This window comes from Aquimarina aggregata (genome assembly GCF_001632745.1).
Classification (GTDB): Bacteria; Bacteroidota; Bacteroidia; order Flavobacteriales; family Flavobacteriaceae; genus Aquimarina; species Aquimarina aggregata.
In genome coordinates this window covers 853,831-874,499 of the sequence record NZ_LQRT01000002.1, presented here as the reverse complement: position 1 = coordinate 874,499, position 20,669 = coordinate 853,831, and the positions used below count along the sequence as shown (strand labels likewise).

General features: G+C 31.6%; 16 protein-coding genes. 7 read left to right on the top strand and 9 right to left on the bottom strand.

The features are described 5' to 3' along the window. Positions 1-45: 45 nt before the first annotated feature. The gene (locus AWE51_RS05625; protein WP_099098768.1) at positions 46-1,299 is read right to left on the bottom strand and encodes a dihydroorotase; all 1,254 of its coding nucleotides are present in this window, start codon (positions 1,297-1,299) and stop codon (positions 46-48) included. Beyond that, entirely contained in the window at positions 1,296-3,221 is a 1,926-nt protein-coding gene (locus tag AWE51_RS05620) for a vWA domain-containing protein (RefSeq protein ID WP_066310657.1), read from the bottom strand. The genes AWE51_RS05625 and AWE51_RS05620 overlap by 4 nt, the downstream gene beginning before the upstream one ends. 478 nt (positions 3,222-3,699) lie before the next feature. Here AWE51_RS05620 and AWE51_RS05615 point away from each other — a divergent pair, with 478 nt between their 5' ends. From AWE51_RS05615 to AWE51_RS05600, 4 genes are all read left to right on the top strand, one after another. Next, on the top strand, positions 3,700-4,842 hold the full coding sequence (locus AWE51_RS05615; protein ID WP_066310654.1) for a sterol desaturase family protein: 1,143 nt from the start codon (positions 3,700-3,702) through the stop codon (positions 4,840-4,842). Positions 4,843-5,036: 194 nt separating this feature from the next. Next, complete coding sequence (locus AWE51_RS05610) at positions 5,037-5,738, top strand: hypothetical protein (RefSeq protein ID WP_066310647.1); 702 nt, start codon at positions 5,037-5,039, stop codon at positions 5,736-5,738. Then, entirely contained in the window at positions 5,725-6,483 is a 759-nt protein-coding gene (locus AWE51_RS05605) for a hypothetical protein (protein ID WP_066310644.1), read from the top strand. Before AWE51_RS05610 ends, AWE51_RS05605 begins: the two co-directional genes overlap by 14 nt. Positions 6,484-6,672: 189 nt before the next feature. After that, complete coding sequence (locus AWE51_RS05600) at positions 6,673-7,905, top strand: DEAD/DEAH box helicase (protein ID WP_066310642.1); 1,233 nt, start codon at positions 6,673-6,675, stop codon at positions 7,903-7,905. 3 nt (positions 7,906-7,908) lie between these two features. Here the strand turns inward: AWE51_RS05600 and AWE51_RS05595 are convergent, their stop codons facing one another. The 3 genes from AWE51_RS05595 to AWE51_RS05585 all read right to left on the bottom strand — a co-directional run bounded on the left by AWE51_RS05595 (position 7,909) and on the right by AWE51_RS05585 (position 9,767). Then, positions 7,909-8,334, bottom strand: coding sequence for an RDD family protein (locus AWE51_RS05595; RefSeq protein ID WP_066310639.1), 426 nt, complete (start codon positions 8,332-8,334; stop codon positions 7,909-7,911). A 125-nt stretch (positions 8,335-8,459) separates the two neighbouring features. Continuing rightward, positions 8,460-9,008, bottom strand: a complete 549-nt coding sequence (locus AWE51_RS05590; protein WP_066310636.1) for a porin family protein — start codon at positions 9,006-9,008, stop codon at positions 8,460-8,462. Between the two features lie 216 nt (positions 9,009-9,224). Further along, positions 9,225-9,767, bottom strand: a complete 543-nt coding sequence (locus tag AWE51_RS05585; RefSeq protein ID WP_066310633.1) for a porin family protein — start codon at positions 9,765-9,767, stop codon at positions 9,225-9,227. Positions 9,768-9,996: 229 nt separating this feature from the next. Between AWE51_RS05585 and AWE51_RS05580 the strand changes: the two genes are divergently transcribed. Next, on the top strand, positions 9,997-11,562 hold the full coding sequence (locus AWE51_RS05580; RefSeq protein ID WP_066310630.1) for an NAD(P)/FAD-dependent oxidoreductase: 1,566 nt from the start codon (positions 9,997-9,999) through the stop codon (positions 11,560-11,562). Here AWE51_RS05580 and AWE51_RS05575 read toward each other — a convergent pair. Beyond that, entirely contained in the window at positions 11,559-12,767 is a 1,209-nt protein-coding gene (locus AWE51_RS05575) for a GAF domain-containing sensor histidine kinase (RefSeq protein ID WP_066310629.1), read from the bottom strand. The genes AWE51_RS05580 and AWE51_RS05575 overlap by 4 nt on opposite strands. A gap of 437 nt (positions 12,768-13,204) precedes the next feature. On the opposite strand from AWE51_RS05575, the gene AWE51_RS05570 reads away from it, so the two are divergent. Together AWE51_RS05570 and AWE51_RS05565 are read left to right on the top strand one after the other, a co-directional pair. Next, a complete protein-coding gene (locus AWE51_RS05570) occupies positions 13,205-14,749 on the top strand; it encodes a PhoX family protein (RefSeq protein WP_066310628.1) in 1,545 nt (514 codons plus the stop codon). Between the two features lie 81 nt (positions 14,750-14,830). Continuing rightward, the gene (locus AWE51_RS05565) at positions 14,831-16,648 is read left to right on the top strand and encodes a cytochrome c peroxidase (protein ID WP_066310625.1); all 1,818 of its coding nucleotides are present in this window, start codon (positions 14,831-14,833) and stop codon (positions 16,646-16,648) included. 19 nt (positions 16,649-16,667) lie between these two features. On the opposite strand, the gene AWE51_RS05560 is transcribed toward AWE51_RS05565, so the two are convergent. The 3 genes from AWE51_RS05560 to AWE51_RS05550 are packed head-to-tail and all read right to left on the bottom strand — an operon-like array spanning position 16,668 to position 20,602. Beyond that, positions 16,668-17,441, bottom strand: a complete 774-nt coding sequence (locus tag AWE51_RS05560; protein WP_066310623.1) for a TIGR02757 family protein — start codon at positions 17,439-17,441, stop codon at positions 16,668-16,670. Between the two features lie 6 nt (positions 17,442-17,447). Then, positions 17,448-18,110, bottom strand: a complete 663-nt coding sequence (locus tag AWE51_RS05555) for an ABC transporter ATP-binding protein (protein WP_066310620.1) — start codon at positions 18,108-18,110, stop codon at positions 17,448-17,450. Positions 18,111-18,166: 56 nt separating this feature from the next. After that, positions 18,167-20,602, bottom strand: coding sequence for a DUF5916 domain-containing protein (locus AWE51_RS05550; RefSeq protein ID WP_066310617.1), 2,436 nt, complete (start codon positions 20,600-20,602; stop codon positions 18,167-18,169). Between the last annotated feature and the right edge of the window lie 67 nt (positions 20,603-20,669).

Below are 20,669 nucleotides of genomic sequence, written 5' to 3'. Positions count from 1 at the left end.
GCGTTAATATCTAAATTCTTACTTGTATATAGCGCATATGTACTATTACTTAAGGATCATTTTTTTGTTTGCAATAATACCATATGATTGACCTTTTAAAGATTTTCCCAAAAAAGCACTATTTTTTGATGTGGATAAGATGTCCTTTTGATCGAAAATCAGTTCTTTTTTTGGTGAAAATAAAGTCAAATTTGCAGTACTACCTTTATCAATGGTGATATCTTCAATTCCAAAAATTTCTTTACCATTGGTTAGTAAATTTATGCAGGTTTCAATATCAAAGATAGAGTTAAGTACTCCAAAAGAGCTTTCTAAGCCTATTGTTCCGTAGCTGGCACTATCGAATTCTACTTTTTTATGTTCAATATCAATAGGTTGGTGATCACTCGTTACCATATCAATTGTTCCTTCTTGTATTCCCTTATGTAAAGCAGTGATATCTTTTTGCGTTCTTAATGGTGGTTGCACTTTGTAGTTAGCATCAAATTTTACAAGCTCATTATCTGTTAATTTAAGATGATGAGTAGTAACACTACAAGTAACTGCTAATCCTTTTGTTTTAGCTTCTTTAATTAAGGCTACAGATTTGGCCGTAGAAATAGTCGGAATGTGTAATTTCCCTCCGGTATACTCTAATAGAAATAAGTCTCTAGTTACTTGTAATTCTTCTGCAAGAGATGGTATACCTTTAAGACCTAATAGTGTACTTTGTTCTTCTTCATGAACCATTCCTTTTCCTGCTATACTATTATCTTGAGGGAAAGATTGTACTAGTCCATTAAAATTTTGAGCATAAAGTAGTGCTATTTTTAATAAATTAGGATTTGCAATAGCCTTTTTGTAATCACCAAATGCAACAGCACCAGCTTGTTGCATATCATAAAGTTCTGCTAGATCTTTTCCTTCAGATTTTACTGTAAGCGCACCAATCGGGTAAAGATTTACAGCATGTTGTTGTGATTTTACAGTAAGAAACCCAATAGATGCACTAGTATCTGTGATGGGTAACGTATTTGGGTTTAATGCAATACTTGTAAAGCCACTTTTAGCGGCAACATCAAGACCATGTAAAATAGTTTCTCTTTCTTCATAACCAGGTTCTCCGAAACTAACGCTGCTATCAAACCAACCTCGAGATACATGTAAGTCTGCAAGGTTTATTTCTGTAATATTTGGTATTGATTGTAAAGTAGAATCTATATCCGTAATAATACCATCTTCAATAAGAATATCTACTGTTTTATTATTGAAAGGTGATGTAGAATCAATTACAGTAGTAGACTTTAGTAAGATGTTCATTTTAGAAATTTTAATAATAATATTTCGATTAACAGGAATATCAGCGCAAAAATAACAAACCATTTCCAAAGTTCATTAATACTAGTCTCTTCTTTTATTTGATCAAAAAGTTCTGTTACCGAGCTATTTAAAGTATAGTTCTCGTTAGAGCTTAGCGAATAATATTGTAAGTCACTCTCTGAACTATCATAATTATAGCTAACATATTGAATAATTTTATTCTTATCCTGTAAAGAATAAATTCCGGATTTTGCGGGGATATCTTCTGTTGTAATACGCACCTTTGTAGGAAAACTTTGCTGTAACGGGATGCTGTTTTCTTGATCTGAAATCAACGAGATAATGCCATCCTGTCCCAGAGAAATAGGCACATCATAAGAGTTTGAACGACCAATAGTATAAGAGATATCACTTAATTGTAAACTCTGTTTCCCTATATTGTAAAGCGTAGGAACAATTAAAGGAGAATTTTTAAAATTTGAGTTCTTAGTGTTTATTGCAGCTGTAAAAATGTATAATGAATTGGTCTTGTATAAAAATGGACTATTATCTTCAAAAGACAATACAACATTTGTAGCGTTGGCTTGATAATAACTATTTACTTTTGGGTATTGAAAATTTGTTATAGTTTTATCAAAAACTCCTTTATAAAGTGGGTGTGAAAAATTAATTTTTGTAATTTTTTTCTCTTGAACTTTAGGAGCTAAAAGGCTCTGAGCAGAAAACGAATTTATAAATTGCTGATATGATACTAAATCTCCTTCTTCAGAAGGGATAATACATACTGTACCCCCTTGTTCAACAAAAGGTTTTATAGCATTGATTAATGATATCGGAATTTGTTTTACTTCATTAATTATAATAAGATTAGCATCGCTAATATCATTATAATTAAAAGACTCTGTTGCATTACTAACCAAAACAAATTCATCGGTTGTAAAAATGTTTTTTATAAAATTATCATTTTCACCGTTTATGGCTACAACCTTAATCTTTTCAGGTGCATTAATCGTAAAAAACCTAGAATTATCAAATGTAATAGCAGGGTCTTCAAGAGTAACTCGACCATTAATTTTTATACCTTCATCTAAACGAAATTCGGTAGTGGCACTGCCATTTCTAGGAATTGAAACGGCCGTTTTTGCAATTAGCTTATCATCATTATACAGTGCAATTGATGTATTGTCAGCATTAGCATCTGTATCACTTACAAGCACTTTAAGAAAAAGCTCATTATCTGTATTTCGCTGTAAAAATAGACTGTCGATAGAGATATTTTGTTTTGTTACAGGTTTTAACTGTACAAGATTTGTCTGTGAACTTGCATCTGTTGGTAAAGAAAATGGCTCTTCTTTTTGTTGAAAATCAGAAATCATAATAATTCTTTTATTCGTTTCTGATGTCAATCCTAAAGTTTGTTTCGCCTTAAGAAACGCGGCATTATATGGTATTTGATTTGAGCTATATTCTAATTGAAGCAAATCATTTTGAATATCTTTTTTTGTAACATTGGTGAAAGTCTCTGTATTCGTAAAAATAGATACAGTTTCATCTTCGGGGAGCTCACTAAGAATGTCTTGAACAGCTCGTTTAAGTAAAGAACCTTTTGATCCTTTAGCCTGCATACTAAAAGAATTATCAAGGTAAATGGCAGTTTCATTCTTCTTTCCAACAACCTTTTCCGAAGCTAAAAATGGTTGAGCAAAAGCAATAATAATTCCAGTTAATGCTAGCAATCTGGCTAGAAGCGTTAGCCATTTCTTGATCTGTGAACTCTTACGAGTCTGAATTGTAACAGATTTAAGAAATTGAACATTGGTAAAGTCAACTTTTTGAAAACGTCGTAGCTGAAATAAGTGAACTAATATAGGAATGATAAGCGCAAAAAGAGCATAAAGAAATTCTGGGTGTTTAAATTGCATTCTTATAAAGTTAATATATATGATCAGTGTATTAGTTAGTTATAAAATACTGAAAGTAATTCTATAAACAACTAGTAAACGATTTCCTCTAAATTGAGGAATAAACTCGTTTTAGAGTAAAAAGTATATGTAAATATAGAGAAATTAAAGATAGTGACAGCTTAAGGGTATAGTAATTTATTTAGCTTTAAACAAGGTTAAAATAGTATTGCAAAGCGTAACAAAGATTAGAGCAATTATTTGGCTAAAAAAAGTTTTTTTAATTATCTAATAACTAGTTCAATAAAGAGATGAGTGTTTCAGAAACTAACTAATTTAGAAGATGGAAATGATTTAAATTAAACAGATTTTAAAATGTGGATATACAAATGTTTACCAATTTATCAGAAATATAATTAACTTGGTAACTCCATTATTTTTTTAATAATAATGGTATTTGTTTAATAATTAACGAACGTAGTAGTGTAAAGAATAAGAAATGAAAAAACAAAATAAGCGAATGCGAGTAGGAGAAGGAAGAATTAGTGGTGCCATATCAATTTTTCTTGGTTCTTTATCCTTAACTAGTATTTTATGTTTCAAATTTCCAGAACAGTTAACAACACCAGAGTTTCGAGAAGTGTATACTGCAGATATGGTCGAGAATTTAATGTTTGGAGCCATTATAGCGACTTTTCTTTTTGCTTTAGTGAGTATCCTTCTTAATAAAAATAAGAGTAATGCGGTTATAGGTATTATTCTAGGGGTATTAGCTATAGCTGTTGGTGGACTAACTGTTGAAGGAAGAGCCGTAGAAAAAGTAAGTTGGAGTATTGGTTTGGATTGGCTTATTCTAGATCTGTTTATTATGGCATTATTGTTTGTTCCTATAGAATTAGCTTTTCCAAAAAACAAATTGCAATCCAAATTTCATGATGAATGGCGAACTGATCTTATTTATTTTGGAATAAGTCATTTGGCTATTCAATTGTTTGGAGTTTTAACTAAAAAACCTGCTGTAGCCTTTTTTGGATGGATGAACCTGGAGCAGGTACATGAATGGGTTTCTGGATTACCCTTTGTAATTGAGTTGTTTTTGGCTTTACTTGTTACTGACATCTTTCAATATTGGACACATAGATTTTTTCATTCTCATCATTATTTATGGCGATTTCATTCAATACATCATTCAACACAAAATATGGATTGGCTTGCAGGTTCAAGAACTCACTTTATAGATATATTTTTTACACGAAGCATGTCATATATTCCACTTTATGTACTAGGATTTTCAACACTAACATTTAATGTATATATTGTATTTATAGCAATTCATGCAGTTCTGATTCATTCTAATACAAGTATTAATTTTGGTATTTTAAAATATATAATAACAACTCCGCAATATCACCATTGGCATCATTGTGAAGAACCAGAACATTATGGGAATAATTTCGCGGTTGTGTTTCCTTTTATTGATAAAATTTTTGGGACCTATTATTTACCTGGTAAAGAATGGCCCAAGGGTACTGGATTAATTGACGCCTCCTTTCCTAAAGGATTTGTTAAACAATTAGCTTTTCCTTTTACTAAAAGCCCATTTAAAAATGATCTTTTGCCAGAAGAAAAAAGTAAGAGATAGAGGAAATAAATTATTATATAAATAAATGTCTTAAAGGGAGTTTATATAATGATATCATATAAACTACTTCAATATAAACGTTGTTATAGTAACAAATTTGGTATTCTCATGACTGCGTAATTTGTTTTAAGGTAACAAATAGGTCTATAAAGGTACATATATTTAGTATTGCAAATAATTCTTAAAAACTAAAAATGAATGAAAATTTAATAGCCATAGCATTACTCCTGATATATTTTTCACCTGTATTTTACCAATTGATCATAGTTATAAAAGAAAATAAAAAGGGAAATAAAATTCCATTGAAGAAATTTTTCAAGTTTGTCAAGTATAGTTTTTTGATTTTAATTCCTTTGTTCATTGGATTAATAGTTTTAAATAATAATAACTATTTGAATTATGAAAGCCCCTTAACTTTTGATAAATATGATGAAATAACGTTTAAAAATTTTAGGGGTTTAGAATTTTTTAAAAAATCACTATACGGTAACGAAAGGTTTGCTTATGTTGTTACTTCAATTGAAAGTGAAGTCAATGATAATTCTGTAATTGTTCAATCCTTATTTTATCCTTCACGTTCATTTGTTTATAAAAAAAACACTAATAGTAAAGAGCTTTTGAACCATGAAAAATACCATATTAAGATAACGGAATTGTTTGCTCGAAAAGCAAAGAAGAATATATCTAATTTAAGCACTTTTGATAAAGATGTTATAAAGAAAATAATTGAAGACGCAAAAACAAAAGAAAGAATTTTCCAAAAAGAATATGACTATAATACTTTTCACAGTTATGTTTTAAGTGAACAAAAAAGGTATGAGAAAATAGTAGACAGTTCATTAACTTTGCTAAGCAAATATAAAAAACCAAAAATCATAATTAATGATAATAATTAGATACTTCTTTTTAGCATTTCTTTGCTTAACCTTAATTAACTGTAAAACAGAAGATCATAAATTTCCTTTAGACAAAAGATATTGGGATACAAATGATTATAATGATGTAATTATTGAATTAAGATTTGGTTATAAGAAAGATGAAAAGAAACCAACATTTGATAATCCAGAGAAAAGAATGATTGTTCAAAAATTAACGGATGAGCAAAATTTCAAAATAGTACTTGATGATAAAGAATTAGGCATAAAACACAGAAGTAATATTGCCACAGAATTCTTTAATCAGTGGAAGGATATGCATCAAATTTATCAACAGACTGATCGTAAAGATAAATACCTTTACGATATTGAAATGTTAGCTGTTTGGCAATTTGGTTTGGACTTACAATTAGATTATTTTAAACTGGGAAATGATGATATTAAAGAAAGATCAGATGATCCAAATTCGCCAAAAGTGAAAAGTGTTATTAATTCGAATATAGGAACTCTTATTGAGAATTATACAATTTACTTAGATGAAATTAATAATGAAAAAGCTTTTTCTGAAGAAGGAAAGGTAAAGCTTGGAAAAGGAATAGATATTTACTTTTCAGAATTGATTAGAATCTATCCTAATGCAAATTATAGTGGGATAAAAAGGAAAGCAGAATTAATGCTTAAGAAAAGTAAAAATGATAATGTAAAATCATCTTTAATAAAATTAATTAAGTTAATCAATTCTACGAAAAATAAAGACAACACATAATAACCCTTGTGTTGAGTTTATATCTGGTGCTTAGAATTAATTATACTTGTTTTTTGATAATAGTTTTTTAAAATAATCTTTTAGATTAAGTATAAACGATTGTATCCTAAAAATTAACTGTACATTTGCAGGCACATTCAGAAATGGCATTTAAGTAGTTAAGTATTGTTGTTTCTTAAACGATATACTATGTCATTTAATACTTTAGGTTTATCCGAACCCTTGTTACGTGCTGTTCAAAAAAAAGGATATACAACACCTTCTCCGATTCAAGAAAAGGCTATTCCACCAATTTTAGAAAAGAAAGATGTATTGGCGTCTGCCCAAACAGGAACAGGAAAAACAGCAGGATTTACATTACCTGTTTTACAACTGTTATCACAAGGACAACAGCTTAGAAAAAGACCTGTGCGTGCTTTAGTATTAACACCTACTAGAGAATTGGCTGCTCAAATATTAGATAATGTAAGAGCTTATAGTGAGTTTTTAGATGTACGATCAATGGTGATTTTTGGTGGAGTCAATGCTAAACCGCAAATAAGAGGTTTGCGTAATGGTGTGGATCTTTTAGTAGCAACTCCTGGTCGATTATTAGATTTACACTCCCAAAAAGCACTTTCTTTATCTAAAATAGAAGTATTAGTTCTCGATGAAGCTGATCGTATGCTTGATATGGGGTTTCAAAGAGATATCAACAAAATTTTGGGGTTGTTGCCTGAAAGAAGACAGAATCTTTTGTTTTCAGCAACATTTTCTAAAGAAATTAAAAAATTAGCAAACGGAATATTACATCATCCTGTATCTGTAGAAGCGGCTCCGGAAAATACAACCGCAGAAAAGGTAAAACAAAAAATATATAGAGTAGATAAAAGCAAAAAAACAACGCTTATTATCAAATTCATTACAGATGGAAACTGGGAACAGGTACTTGTTTTTACACGAACAAAACACGGTGCTAATCGTCTTACTGAAAAAATGAATAAGAATAATATTTCGGCAGCCGCTATTCATGGTAATAAAAGTCAAGGAGCAAGAACGAAAGCCTTATCAGGATTTAAAAAAGGTACAATACGAGTATTGGTTGCTACAGATATAGCAGCACGAGGATTGGATATCCCTTTGTTACCACATGTTGTAAATTTTGAATTACCTAATATTCCTGAAGATTATGTGCATAGGATCGGTCGAACTGGTAGAGCAGGGGCTAGTGGTGAAGCTATATCCTTGGTTAGCGAGGATGAAGTGGCCTATGTAAAAGGAATAGAAAAACTTTTAGGAGAAAAATTAGAAAATAATGTTGTAGAAGGGTTTGAACCCATTATGAGCGCTAGAGATGTAAAACAAGGCCCTAGAAATAATAACAACAGAAAACCTAAGGCAAAAAACAAATCTAGAAATTATAAAAGAAGATCCGGCAGGTAATTGTTAAGGTTTGCTATTTTGTTTCGCGCTATATACTACAATTGATCCTGCAAATGAATCATGAATAGCTTGTTTTTTTTCGTTACTCGATACAGTTAGTAATGAAATCCAACCCAATAAGGCTTTTACAAGATATCTTAAAATGGCCATGTGAAGTAAGATGTTTTTTTCTGGATTATCTAATTGCTTAACACGAATTCCTATGACTTTATGTCCAATGGTACCTCCAAAAAAGCTGGTAAGTATAGGGTCATACAATCCAAAAATAATAATAAAAGCAATAATTCGGGCACTATCAGGGATATGTTCAAAAGAAGAAAAAATATCAGTTACTACTACCATTAAAATTATTAAAATAATACTATCCACTATAATAGCTTTTACACGATCAAAGATACTAGGGTATTCAGTTTGAGTAATAGTATTCATCTGTAGTGCTTTATAAATTAGTTAAGGTAAGATACCTCTATTTTAATACAATAAAAAATAGAATAACTTTTGATCATATATAAAGAGGAAGCATAACTTCCTCTATATATATTTATACTTTAACATTAGAATATATAGAATCCTACAGATATTTGGAAATTAGAATTTTTTCCATCTCTACCGTTTATTATTTCTGTTAAACCAAGGTTATACCGAGCTTGCATAAAAAAGTCATTATACTCAACACTTCCACCAAAGGCAAACCCAAAATCAAAAGTTTCTGCTTCTAAAAAAGATACATCTTGTAAACCTTCAGTAGCATTTTTAAAACCATCATTAACAATAAAACCAAATTGAGGACCTGTTTCGACGCTAAAAAACTTAGCAAATTTAAGCTTTGCCAAAACTGGAATATTGATATAATCAAGATCGATATCGTCAGTTCCTTGTGCAGAGTACAAAAGTTCAGGTTGAATAGCAAAGGTTTCTAGTATACTCAATTGAAGTACGGTACCCAAATGAAACCCTGTTCTTCCATCTATTTGATCACCTACATCATTACCATTAATGGTTGCTAAATTTATACCGCCTTTGAAACCGAATTTAATGTCTTGTGCTTGGGAGTTAAAAGTAAAACTGATTATAGCAAGTGTTAATAAAAATACCCTTTTCATAATTGTAAATTTAGATTTGTTTGATTCTGTAAGTTATAATAGCTGGAGTAGCCAAAAACTATACCATTACTATAATGATTTTTACGCTATCAAAAATACTCGAGTATATGTTTGATTTATTATTATAATTTTCGAATTAAAACGAATGTCATTTAACTTTTAAGCATAAAAAAAGAGGAAGTAAAACTTCCTCTTTATATAATATAAATAGTATTACTAGAAAATATAATATCCAACAGATACTTGAAAATTAGAGTTTCTACCATCAAAGTCATCCACAACATCAGTAAAACCGTAGTTGTATCTAAGTTGACCAAAGAATCCTCCAAATTCAACACCAGCACCGATAGCAGCACTTAAATCAAAGCTTTTCGCTTCAACACCAGCTTCTACTGATCCTGGAATATCCTCAAATCCATCATTTACGACAAACCCAAATTGCGGACCTGCTTCTACACTAAAAAATTTCGCAAATTTAAGTTTTGCTAAAACAGGGATATTAATGTAATCAATATCAGTATCATCAGTACCTTGAGCAGAGTATAAAAGTTCTGGTTGAATAGCAAATGTCTCTAAAATACTTAATTGAAGTACAGCACCAATATGATATCCCGTTCTTCCATCTATTTGATCAGCTACATCATCTCCATTAATGGTTGCTAAATTGATCCCACCTTTGAAACCAAATTTAATGTCTTGAGCTTGTGAGCTAAAAGTAAAACCGATTACGGCAATTGCTAATAAAAATAGCTTTTTCATAATTGTAAATTTAAGGTTTGTTTAAGTTCAAAGATAGGAAGTAATATCTTAAAAAAAGGTTAAACATCAAAAGAATTGGTTCCTTTGTCGATGTATTTTGGTTGTTTGTCCTTAATGCGATTGGTGAAAGTTAGAGGTGATAATATTGATTTTCAAATAAAATATATGAATTTTTGAAGTAAAGAATATTGTATCTTCGCTCGAAAATTGGAAATAAATACTCGAGTGCATGCAACACGAATTTACCATACAAGTTTCTCCAGAAATTGCAGCAAACCCTGAACAATTAAAAAATGATGTAGCACGTAAGAATGGGATTCCAATAGATGATATTAAACATATTAAAATTGTCAAGCGTTCTATTGATGCAAGACAGCGCAATATTAAGGTTAATTTGAAGCTAAATGTATATGTTCAAGAAGAATATATTTATCGCCCAATAGAGTTACCAGATTACCCAGATGTGTCTAATGCACCAGAAATAGTGATTATAGGCGCAGGTCCAGCAGGTTTGTTTTCTGCATTACAGTGCGTCGAATTAGGTTATAAACCTATCGTTATAGAACGAGGTAAGGATGTTAGAAATAGACGTAGGGATTTAAAAGCTATTAATCAAGACCATATTGTAAACGAAGATTCTAACTATTGTTTTGGAGAAGGAGGAGCGGGAACGTACAGTGATGGAAAATTATATACAAGATCAAAAAAGAGGGGTGATGTACAACGTATACTGAAACTTTTAGTGGGTTTTGGGGCTACAGATCAAATATTAGTAGAAGCGCATCCTCATATCGGAACAAATAAATTGCCAAATATTATTGCCGCCATTCGTGAAAAAATAATAGCGCAAGGAGGAGAAATACATTTTGAGACCCGAGTTACTGATTTTGAAATAAAAAGCTCTAAGATACATGGTGTAACATTGTTAAATGGAGACAAAATAGCCACAAATAGGGTCATATTGGCTACTGGTCACTCTGCAAGAGATATTTTTGAACTCTTATATCATAAAAATATAGAGATTGAGGCAAAACCTTTTGCATTAGGTGTTAGAGTAGAGCATTCTCAAAAACTGATTGATCAAATACAATATAAATGCGAAGATAGAGGTCCATATTTACCTCCTTCTCCTTACAGTATTGTAAAGCAAGTAGATGGTAGAGGAATGTATTCTTTTTGTATGTGCCCTGGGGGCGTAATTGCTGCTTGTGCTACAAGTCCTGGTGAAGTTGTTACCAATGGCTGGTCTCCTTCAAAGAGAGATCAACCAACTTCTAACAGTGGTATTGTAGTTGAGTTACGAGAAGAAGATTTTAAACCTTTTTCTAAATACGGACCTCTAGCGGGAATGTATTTTCAAAAAAGTATAGAACAAAAAGCATGGAGTGTTGGAGGAGAAACACAACGTGTTCCTGCGCAACGCTTAATAGATTTAGTAGAAGGAAGAGTTTCTTCAGACCTTCCAGAAACCTCGTATGCACCTGGGTTAACATCTGCAGATATGGGTATGGTCTTTCCTAAATTTATACATAGTACATTAAAAGAAGGGTTTAAGGCTTTTGGAGATAGTATGAAAGGGTATTTGACCAATGAAGCTGTGGTGCATGCTCCAGAATCTAGAACATCTTCACCAATACGAATTCCTCGGGATTGGCAAACATTAGAACATACTCAAATAAAGGGGTTGTATCCGTGCGGAGAAGGTGCAGGGTATGCCGGTGGTATTATTTCTGCGGCTATTGATGGTGAGAAATGTGCTATAGCTTGTGTTAGATCTATCGAAAAAAAGAATTAATTATATTTTTTAATATAGAAATCAAAGGTAGTTTGAACTTTTTCTGTAGAGGTTACTTTGATTGAACCTCCAAGCTTACCTACAAGCTTTTTAACAGTAGATAACCCTATACCATTACCTTTATTACCACTTCTATCTGTAGTATTAGCGGTGGTAAACAAATCAAAAATAGTATCTAACTTATCATTTGGAATACCCATTCCGTTATCGGTAATTCTAAAAAAATAGAAATTTTCATCTTCATTGGCGTCAATAGATATTTCTATTTGCTCTTTATCATTATACTTAATACTATTAGCGATTAGGTTAAAAAACACTTGTTTCAGTACCAATTTGTTAGATTCAATTATAGTATTGGCAGTTGGAAAATTAATAGTGAAATCTGGTTTAATACTTAAAAGATCTACAATTTCTTGTAAAAGCTCATTCAAATCGAACTTTTCGGGTTTGTTTTGTAATAAGCTATCACTCTCATAATGATCTAGTACATCACTAATGTAACTGCTCATAGAGAACGAAGAAGTTTTTATATAGTCAAAGTATTCAGAACTTTCTTCATCCAGCTTACCGTTAAGGATAAGTTTTAGCAAGTCTGTAGTTGTAATGATATTTGCCAAGGGCATTTTTAAATCATGAGATATTACTCTAGCAAATTCTCTTAAAGAATCATTTCGTTTTTTAAGTTTAGATTGCACTTTTTCTAAATCAGTATTCTTTTTATTTAGTTCAAAAAGCATGACTACTTGATTAGCCAAGGATTTTAACGATTCTAATTGTTTTTTGGATAATGTTTTAGGTTTACTATCAATAACACATAAGGTACCAAGAGCAAAACCATTTTTATCAACTAAAGGAATACCTGCATAGAAGATCACTAGTTTCTCAACCGTAGTCAACGGATTGTTCTTAAAACGATCATCTTTACGAGCATCTTCTACTATTAAGGGATTTTCGGGATCAAGAATGGCGTGCGCGCAAAAAGAAACATCTCTGGGAGTTTCGCAAACATCTAAACCATGTTTAGATTTAAACCATTGTCGATCGCTATCTACTAGAGAAATTAATGCAATCTCTGTATCACACAAAAATGCAGCAAGACTTGTAATCTCATCAAATTCTTTTTCTGATGGAGTATCAAGAATATTTAAAGACCTTAAAGCTTCAAGCCTAAATTCTTCATTTATAGGTATAGTTGCTGATATCATTCTAAATCCAGAGAACTGTTTTTTTGTAATACAATTCTTAATAAAATTAACAAAAATAAGTTACATATTACCAATTAATTAACATTACGTATTAATTTTGTGTGTTAACCGTAAAAAATACAAATAAGCAATCCAAGGTATACCTTGGTTTAGGCATAAATTGTATTATTTCATTTTAAATATGAGTTTGCGTTTGTATAGAACGAATATTTTAAACGAATCGTATTAAATAGACTTTTTATTACTCTTTTAATAGATAAACTATCAGTTGAGTGTGTAAAACCCGTAATTCATAATCATTCTAATTATTAACGATTAGGTAAACATTTAACCTTAAGTTAAGTTTAGGATAACGTAATCAAAATTATCAATTAACAATGTTTCTGAGTGTGAAAGATACTTTTACGAAAAAGTAATAACACATTAAATTTCAGAAAATGAAAATTTCACACAAAACGATTTTTAAAATATTTATGGTATCCATGATTGGGGTATTTTTTATGGCTTGTGACCCAGAAGATGGTAGAGATGGAGTAGATGGTAGAGATGGGGTTGATGGAGTAGATGGAGAAGATGGAGAAGATTTCGAACCTGAACCAACAATGTTTGCTGATAAATCGGCAACAAAACCATTAGTGGCATTGGCGCCTCAGTTTAATTTTGTAGAAGCATATTCATTAATAAGTACACCGGATGTAATTGATGGTAGTTTTCAATTAGCTGGTTCTGCAGATGGAGCTGGTTTTTTGAAAAATGAAAATGGTGGTTATGTATATGTAGTAAACTGTGAGGATAGTTATGCAGTTGCAAGAATTAATCTAGATGAAAATTTAATTCCGACATCAGGAGATTATTTATTAAACTCTGGAGTATCTGATTTTGCAAGACAATGTTCTGGAACGATGTGGGAAAAAGATATTCATGGGGGAACTAAAGATATATTTTTATCAGCTTCAGAAAGTATTAATTATGATGTAAAAGGAATTGACCCATTTATTGTAACTCCTACACCAACAGCAGATTTCGGATTAGATGCTCTTGGAGAATTTTCATGGGAAAATGCAGTTCCTCTTCCGCAAAACTCATATGCAGGAAAAACAGTTATTATAGGCGGAGATGATGATTCAAGTGGATCAGAAGGGCAAGTTACTTTATATTATTCTGAAAACGGAGATGCAGACTTAGACAACGGAAAAATATATGTATTAAGATTGAAACAATTTTCTGATGGAGCCGGTGGAGTGCAAAACGTAACTGCAAATACTATATATAATGAAGGACAACTTGACTTTGGTAGTACCTATGATGTTGAATTTGTAGAGATTCCTAATGGAAAAGATTTAACAAAAGATGAGATGGAAACTGCTTGTACAGGTGTTTTTGCATCTCAGTTTATGAGAGTAGAAGATGTAGACTACCAAAAAGGGAGTGATGCAAATGGTAGAAATGTATTTTTTGCTGTAACTGGTAGAGGTCCAGGTAGAGGAACTTATAATGACTGGGGTACTGTTTACAAATTAGAATTAGACGCAGCTTCTCCATTAACAGGTAAGCTTACTCAAATCATCAGTGGTAATACTGATACTAATAACATGGATGGTAATTTGGCAGCATTGCAAAGCCCTGATAACATTTGTGTTACAGAGAATTTTATATATGTTCAAGAAGATCCTAACTCTTTTGATAGAGGTCATGCAGCTCAGATTTATCAAACAGATATTAATGGTAATAACCCAAGTACTGTATTAGAATTAGTCGTACGTCAGGATTTAGATCCTAATAATAGTACTGGATTTAGCGGAGAATTTGGATCATTAATAGATGTTTCTGATAAAGTTGGTGTTCCAGGAACTTTCTTATTGGCAGTACAACCTCACTATTGGGAAAGTCCAGATTTTATGAATTTAGATGGTCATACTAATAGTGCAAGAGAAGATGATCAAGCGTCTCAAATTGTAATTTTAAAGGGGCTTCCTAGATAATTTTTTTGAATTAGTCATACTTCAAAAGATCTCCATTTTTTTAAATGGAGATTCTTTTATTTATAAAAATGTAGTACCAAAATGTTTAAAATATCAAAACTAATATTAGTTATAGGTAGTTTTTGTATATGTATGTTTTCTTGTAAAAAAGAAGAAAAATATATTGAAAAAACGAGTCTGGATTGGAAGTCAACACAGGATTTTTATTTGCAAAATATCACAAAATCAATAACACATTTAGATGAACTTTTAAGTCATGGCGTAGATGGAGATCAAGCAAAAGAAATCTTTATTCAAGCAAGGATAGCATTTAAAAAAGCAGAACCCTATGCATCTTATCTTAATCCTGCTGTTGGACATAGAGCCAATGGTCCTGCATTACCCGTATATAAAGAAGATAATGGAAAAATTTTAAAACCTGTTGGTTTTCAAAAAATAGAAGAGAGTATCTACGAAGGAGAGGTTAGTAAGGAAGAATTTGAAAGAGAAGTAACTATTACTAAAGGTTTATTAATAAACCTTCAAAAAGGGATTAAAAAAAGAGAATTAAACCCACAACGTTTTTTTGTAGCAACTCATCAACAATTATTTAGGATTATTAGTCTAGGTATATCCGGTTTTGATACCCCTGTTAGTCATTTAGGAATTAATGAAACGATAGTTTCACTTGAGAGTCTTGAGCATGTATATCAAGAAAGTATTGCCTTTTTAATTAAAAAGAAAAACCCAGATTTAGATCAAAAGTTTAAAACTAGTATAGCATCAGCAATACAATTTATTCAAAGAAATACAGATTTTGAAAGTTTTGACAGATATACCTTTATTAGGGATTATATGAATCCTGTAACGCGTAATTGGGTTTCTATAAGAAAAGAAAGCGAACTATGGGAAGGAGTAAATACATTTCCTTTTAATTTTGATGCTCCAACATTTTTTGAAACAGATTCTTTTAATGTTACTTATTTTACACCTGCAACGAATCGCAACCCTTCCGAAAAAAGAATTGAACTTGGTAAAAAGTTATTCTTTGATAAAAATCTTTCTAAAAAAGGCGAGATGGCTTGTGCTACTTGTCATATTCCCGAAAAAGCATATGCAGACGGACTAGTAGTAAATCTAGATAATAATGGAAATAAATTAGTTAGAAATACGCCGACCTTAATAAATACAGTATTTCAAAAAAGTTTCTTTTGGGACGGCAGATCTCCAACCATATTAGATCAGATTTCATCTGTATTTACTAATGATAAAGAGTTTGATGCTGGTGTACATCAATTTTCTGATGCAATTTTACAAGACACCACTTATGTTCGATTGTTTAAAGATGCTTATGGCACGATATCCAATAGAAATACAGATGTGATAAAAGCAATTTCTTCGTATATATCAACATTAAATGGTTTTAACTCTAAGTTTGATAAAAACATGCGAGGAGAAGAAAATACGTTTACAGCAGAAGAAAAACAAGGCTTTAATTTATTTATGGGTAAAGCACTGTGTGCTACTTGTCATTTTGTACCCTTAACCAATGGAACTGTTCCTCCTTTTTTTACAGAAACTGAAAAAGAAGTTATTGGAGTGCCTAATAAAGCTGATAATAAAGAATTAGATAATGATCTAGGATTTTATTGGAAATTTAAAGAAGAACTGCACAGAGGAATGTTTAAGACCCCAACCGTGCGAAATGCAGCACTAACAGCGCCATATATGCATAATGGAGTATATTCTACCTTAGAACAGGTTATGGAATTTTATAATCTTGGAGGTGGTGGTGGAATGGGATTTGATCTAGAACATCAAACATTACCTTTTGATGAGTTAAAACTTACAGATCAAGAATTAAACGCTTTAGTAGCCTATGTAAAGACACTTTCTGATGGTATCTCAGAAACATATTAGTTTGAAGAAAAGTTAATGTCTAAAACTTTTCAAAAACACCTAATCCAAATAAAGCATAATCATACTTTACAGGGTCTATTGGGTCTAATTTTCTGAGATTTTTGTCTAATTCTGCTAGAGCTTTTCCATCGTTTTGTTTTCGTTTAAGTAAACCCAGTTTACGGGCGACATTACCAGAATGTACATCAAGCGGGCAAGATAATTGAGCAGGTGTTAGGGTTTTCCAAATACCTAAATCTACACCTGCACTTGCATCTCGTATCATCCATCTTAGAAACATATTAATACGTTTTGCCGCAGAATTTTTATGTGGATCGCTAACATGTTTTTCTGTTCGTACTTGATGGGGTAGAGAGAAAAACTCTTGTTTAAAACAATGAATAGCGTTCTGAAGATCTTTTTCTGTATTAAATTGATTAAAAAAGGACTCCATATCACCATATTTGGTATACAACTCTTTTAATCCTACAATGAAATAAGACAAATCAATACTGTTAAAAGTTCTATGTACAAAACCTTCTAGGTTTTCAAGGTCTGTTTCTTTATGATTCATGATATAGTCATAAGGACTGTTACCGAGCAGTTTAATGAGTTTATGAGCATTAGTTAATATACTTTTTCGATTGCCCCAAGAAATGGTAGCAGTTAAAAAACCAGAAATTTCGATATCCTCTTTTATTGAAAATAAATGCGGAATCTGAACAGGATCAGATTCTATAAATTTGGGTTGCTCATAAAAAGCAGCTTTTTCGTCTAGAAATTCTTTAAGTTCTTTGCGATTAAGTTTCTTCACTCTAAATTAGTTAATTATCTTTCCATCAACCATCTCAAGCTTTCTATCGGCCATGTCTGCTAACTCTTTATTGTGAGTTACAATCACAAATGTCTGTCCAAACTCATCTCTTAATCTAAAAAATAATTGATGTAAATTTTCTGCAGCTTCACTATCTAAATTTCCAGAAGGTTCGTCAGCAAATATTACTTTGGGGTTATTTATTAAAGCACGAGCAACCGCTACACGCTGTTGTTCACCACCAGATAGCTCACTTGGTTTATGATCGTATCTATGGGATAGTCCTAAGAAATTTAAAAGCTCTTTTGCCCGTTGTTCTGCCTTAATCTTAGGTGTTTTTTTTATAAAAGCTGGTATACAAACATTTTCTAAGGCCGTAAATTCAGGTAACAATTGGTGAAACTGAAAGATAAAACCAAGTCGTTCATTTCTAAACTTCGAAAGTTGTTTTTCAGATAATGAGTTTATATTAGAATCATTAATTTGTAAGTCACTTTCTTTAGCTTCATTGGCACGATCTAACGTTCCTAAAATCTGTAACAACGTAGTTTTTCCTGCACCAGAGGCACCTACAATAGATACGATTTCTCCCTGCTTGATATGAAGATCAACACCCTTTAAGACATGAAGTTCTCCATAATTTTTATGAATATTACTAGCTTTAATCATTTTGTTTTTGAACTTAAAGAAGTGAAAGTAATCAATCTCTATAGAATCCCCAAGTCTTATCCCTTTGAAGAACGTTTTAAGTTATTCACATCCAGAAAATATACGATTCTAAGAGATAATGTATGTCGTATAGACTGGTTAAACAGATTGTCAAGACTTTCAGTGTAATTTAACGTTGATTGTTCATCATCGTTAAAAATCTGATTACGATAGAGTAGGGTGGCCTCACTTCCTGGAGCAAATCTCCAGTTAAAACTTAAATCAAGATTCCAAATATTAAAATTGGTATTTGGATTATCTTCTGAGATATCATAATCTATTTGCGACCTTGTTCCATCAGTATTTAGTCTATAGAATATATTATCGGCATAATCGGCAGTACTCCAAAAGTTTCTGAAACGTAAATTAATGGCCTTATAAGAATCAAAATTATAACTAGCACTTAGAGAGTTTTCAAGAGATACAATATCTCGTTGTCCAAGAAATACATCTGTGCCATCATCATCGATATACCCAAAATTATTTGGTCTATTAAAGTATTCTGATCGCCATATTAATAACAAATTATCAGAAAATCGATATCTAGGTGAAACTTCAACTCTGTATATTTTTTGTCCATCATTAAACCACTGTCTTGTTCCGATACTAATATCATAAGCAAACTTTTTTCTAAAATCAGAAGATACGAATGCTCTACCACCGGCACTAGAATTAAAAGTAACAAATCGTCCTTCTAATCTAGGTTCAAAATAATCTTGAGTTTTGGAATTTAAAGACCCTCTAACACCGAATGCAAATCTTTCTCTAGTAACAAAAAATGAATCGAAACCGACCAGATTTCTAGTTTGAATACTAGGGTCAAACAATCGTTCGTGTCTTGCAAAAACATTAATTCTAAAACGATTAAACTTCCCTGTAGGTTCAAAAATTTGATATGAGGCATTCACTCTAAAATTATTGAAATTATTTCTAAAGTTAACACCAAGGTCATTTATATCATATGTTTTGTCTGCCAGATCGTGTCCAAAACCATATCTAATTTTACCTTTTATACGATCAAAATCGAGTTCTGAAGCAAACCCTCCTATATTTTCTTCAGGTAAGTTAATTTGACTTACAATAGTCCTTCCTGTTAAGCGATAAGAATTAGCTTTATTAGCAAGGTTCCAAACCAATCCAGATACATTAGAATCACGAAATTCACTTCCTTTTCTGATGACACTTGTATTTATAAGTGATATTGATGAATTCTTATTGAATTGTTGATCCAATACCAAAATGTTATAGTTAGCCAAAGGTTCTACGACAGCTTTACGAATATCCCCAGTAATTGTGTCGGTAATATTTACTTCAGTTCTTTCGGTTATCGCATTAAAAACCCCTATTCCTAGGTTACCTTTAGTTCTTCCTGATATTTTGAGAGCATTTAATAAATTTACTTTTGAAGGATTATCTGCGGCTATTTCATTTGTATTTAAATCATCTTCTGATATTGATGTTGAAGGGCCACTACCAACTCTTCTAGAGAAAAAGATATCTCCTTTATTAAATAATTCTGTGCCCTCTGTAAAAAACTGTCGATTTTCTCCAAAAGTTTGTTCAAAAGGTCCAAGGTTAAGTCGTACTTCATCAAACGCTGCCTGACCAAAATCAGGAATAAGTGTTGCATCTAATGTAAAACTATCGCTAAGTCCATATTTAACATCCATACCTGCACTAAAATCAGTTTCTGTTTTTCCATCAAAGTTTGATACTAAACCTTGTACAAAAGGAAAAAATGTAAGCCTAACAGGGGGATCAATATGCTGTACTCCTTTTACTAATCCATTATATTGTGTTCGCTGTCCAACTTTGTTATCAATAAAGTTCCAACTATGTGTTTGATTACGATGCTGTAATCGTCTATAAAAGTTAATACTCCAATCCTGTACGTCAACTTCAGGAAAACGAAGGGCGTTATATGGAATTTTAAACTCTGCATACCAGCCTTTTTCATCAAAAGACACTCGGGCATTAAAAACTACATTATAACTAAAATCTTCATTAAATTGATCGGCTCTGGCATCACCAATTGTACCAGCACTCGTGATAAAAAAACGAGTTTCATTAATACCATCATTATAGGTGTTAATAGCAATACTAAAGAAATCTGCTTGCACAAATATATTATCCCTTTGACTAAATTGGCGTAATACTTTATCCGGTTCATTATCATGGAGATAGGCGGCAAAATAAATAGCTTTATCATCATAAACCATTTTTACCTCGGTTTGCAGTTCTTTAGAAATTTCTCCTTCATTACCTGGTTGCCACATGTTGAAGTCACCAGACGATTCTACAGATTGCCATACAGTATCATCTAATATCCCATCAATTTTTGGAGGAGTATCTATTCTTTTAGCATTAATATTCTTCTTTTCTTGTGCAAAAGAATATATTGTGAAAACCAGTGAAAATAAAATACTAGTTTTGAGGTGTAATTTTATATTCATGAAGCTGTAATAAAAACCTTACTTTTTTAATCCGCTGCAAAACTATGGGTGTAGAGTTAGATGTGGT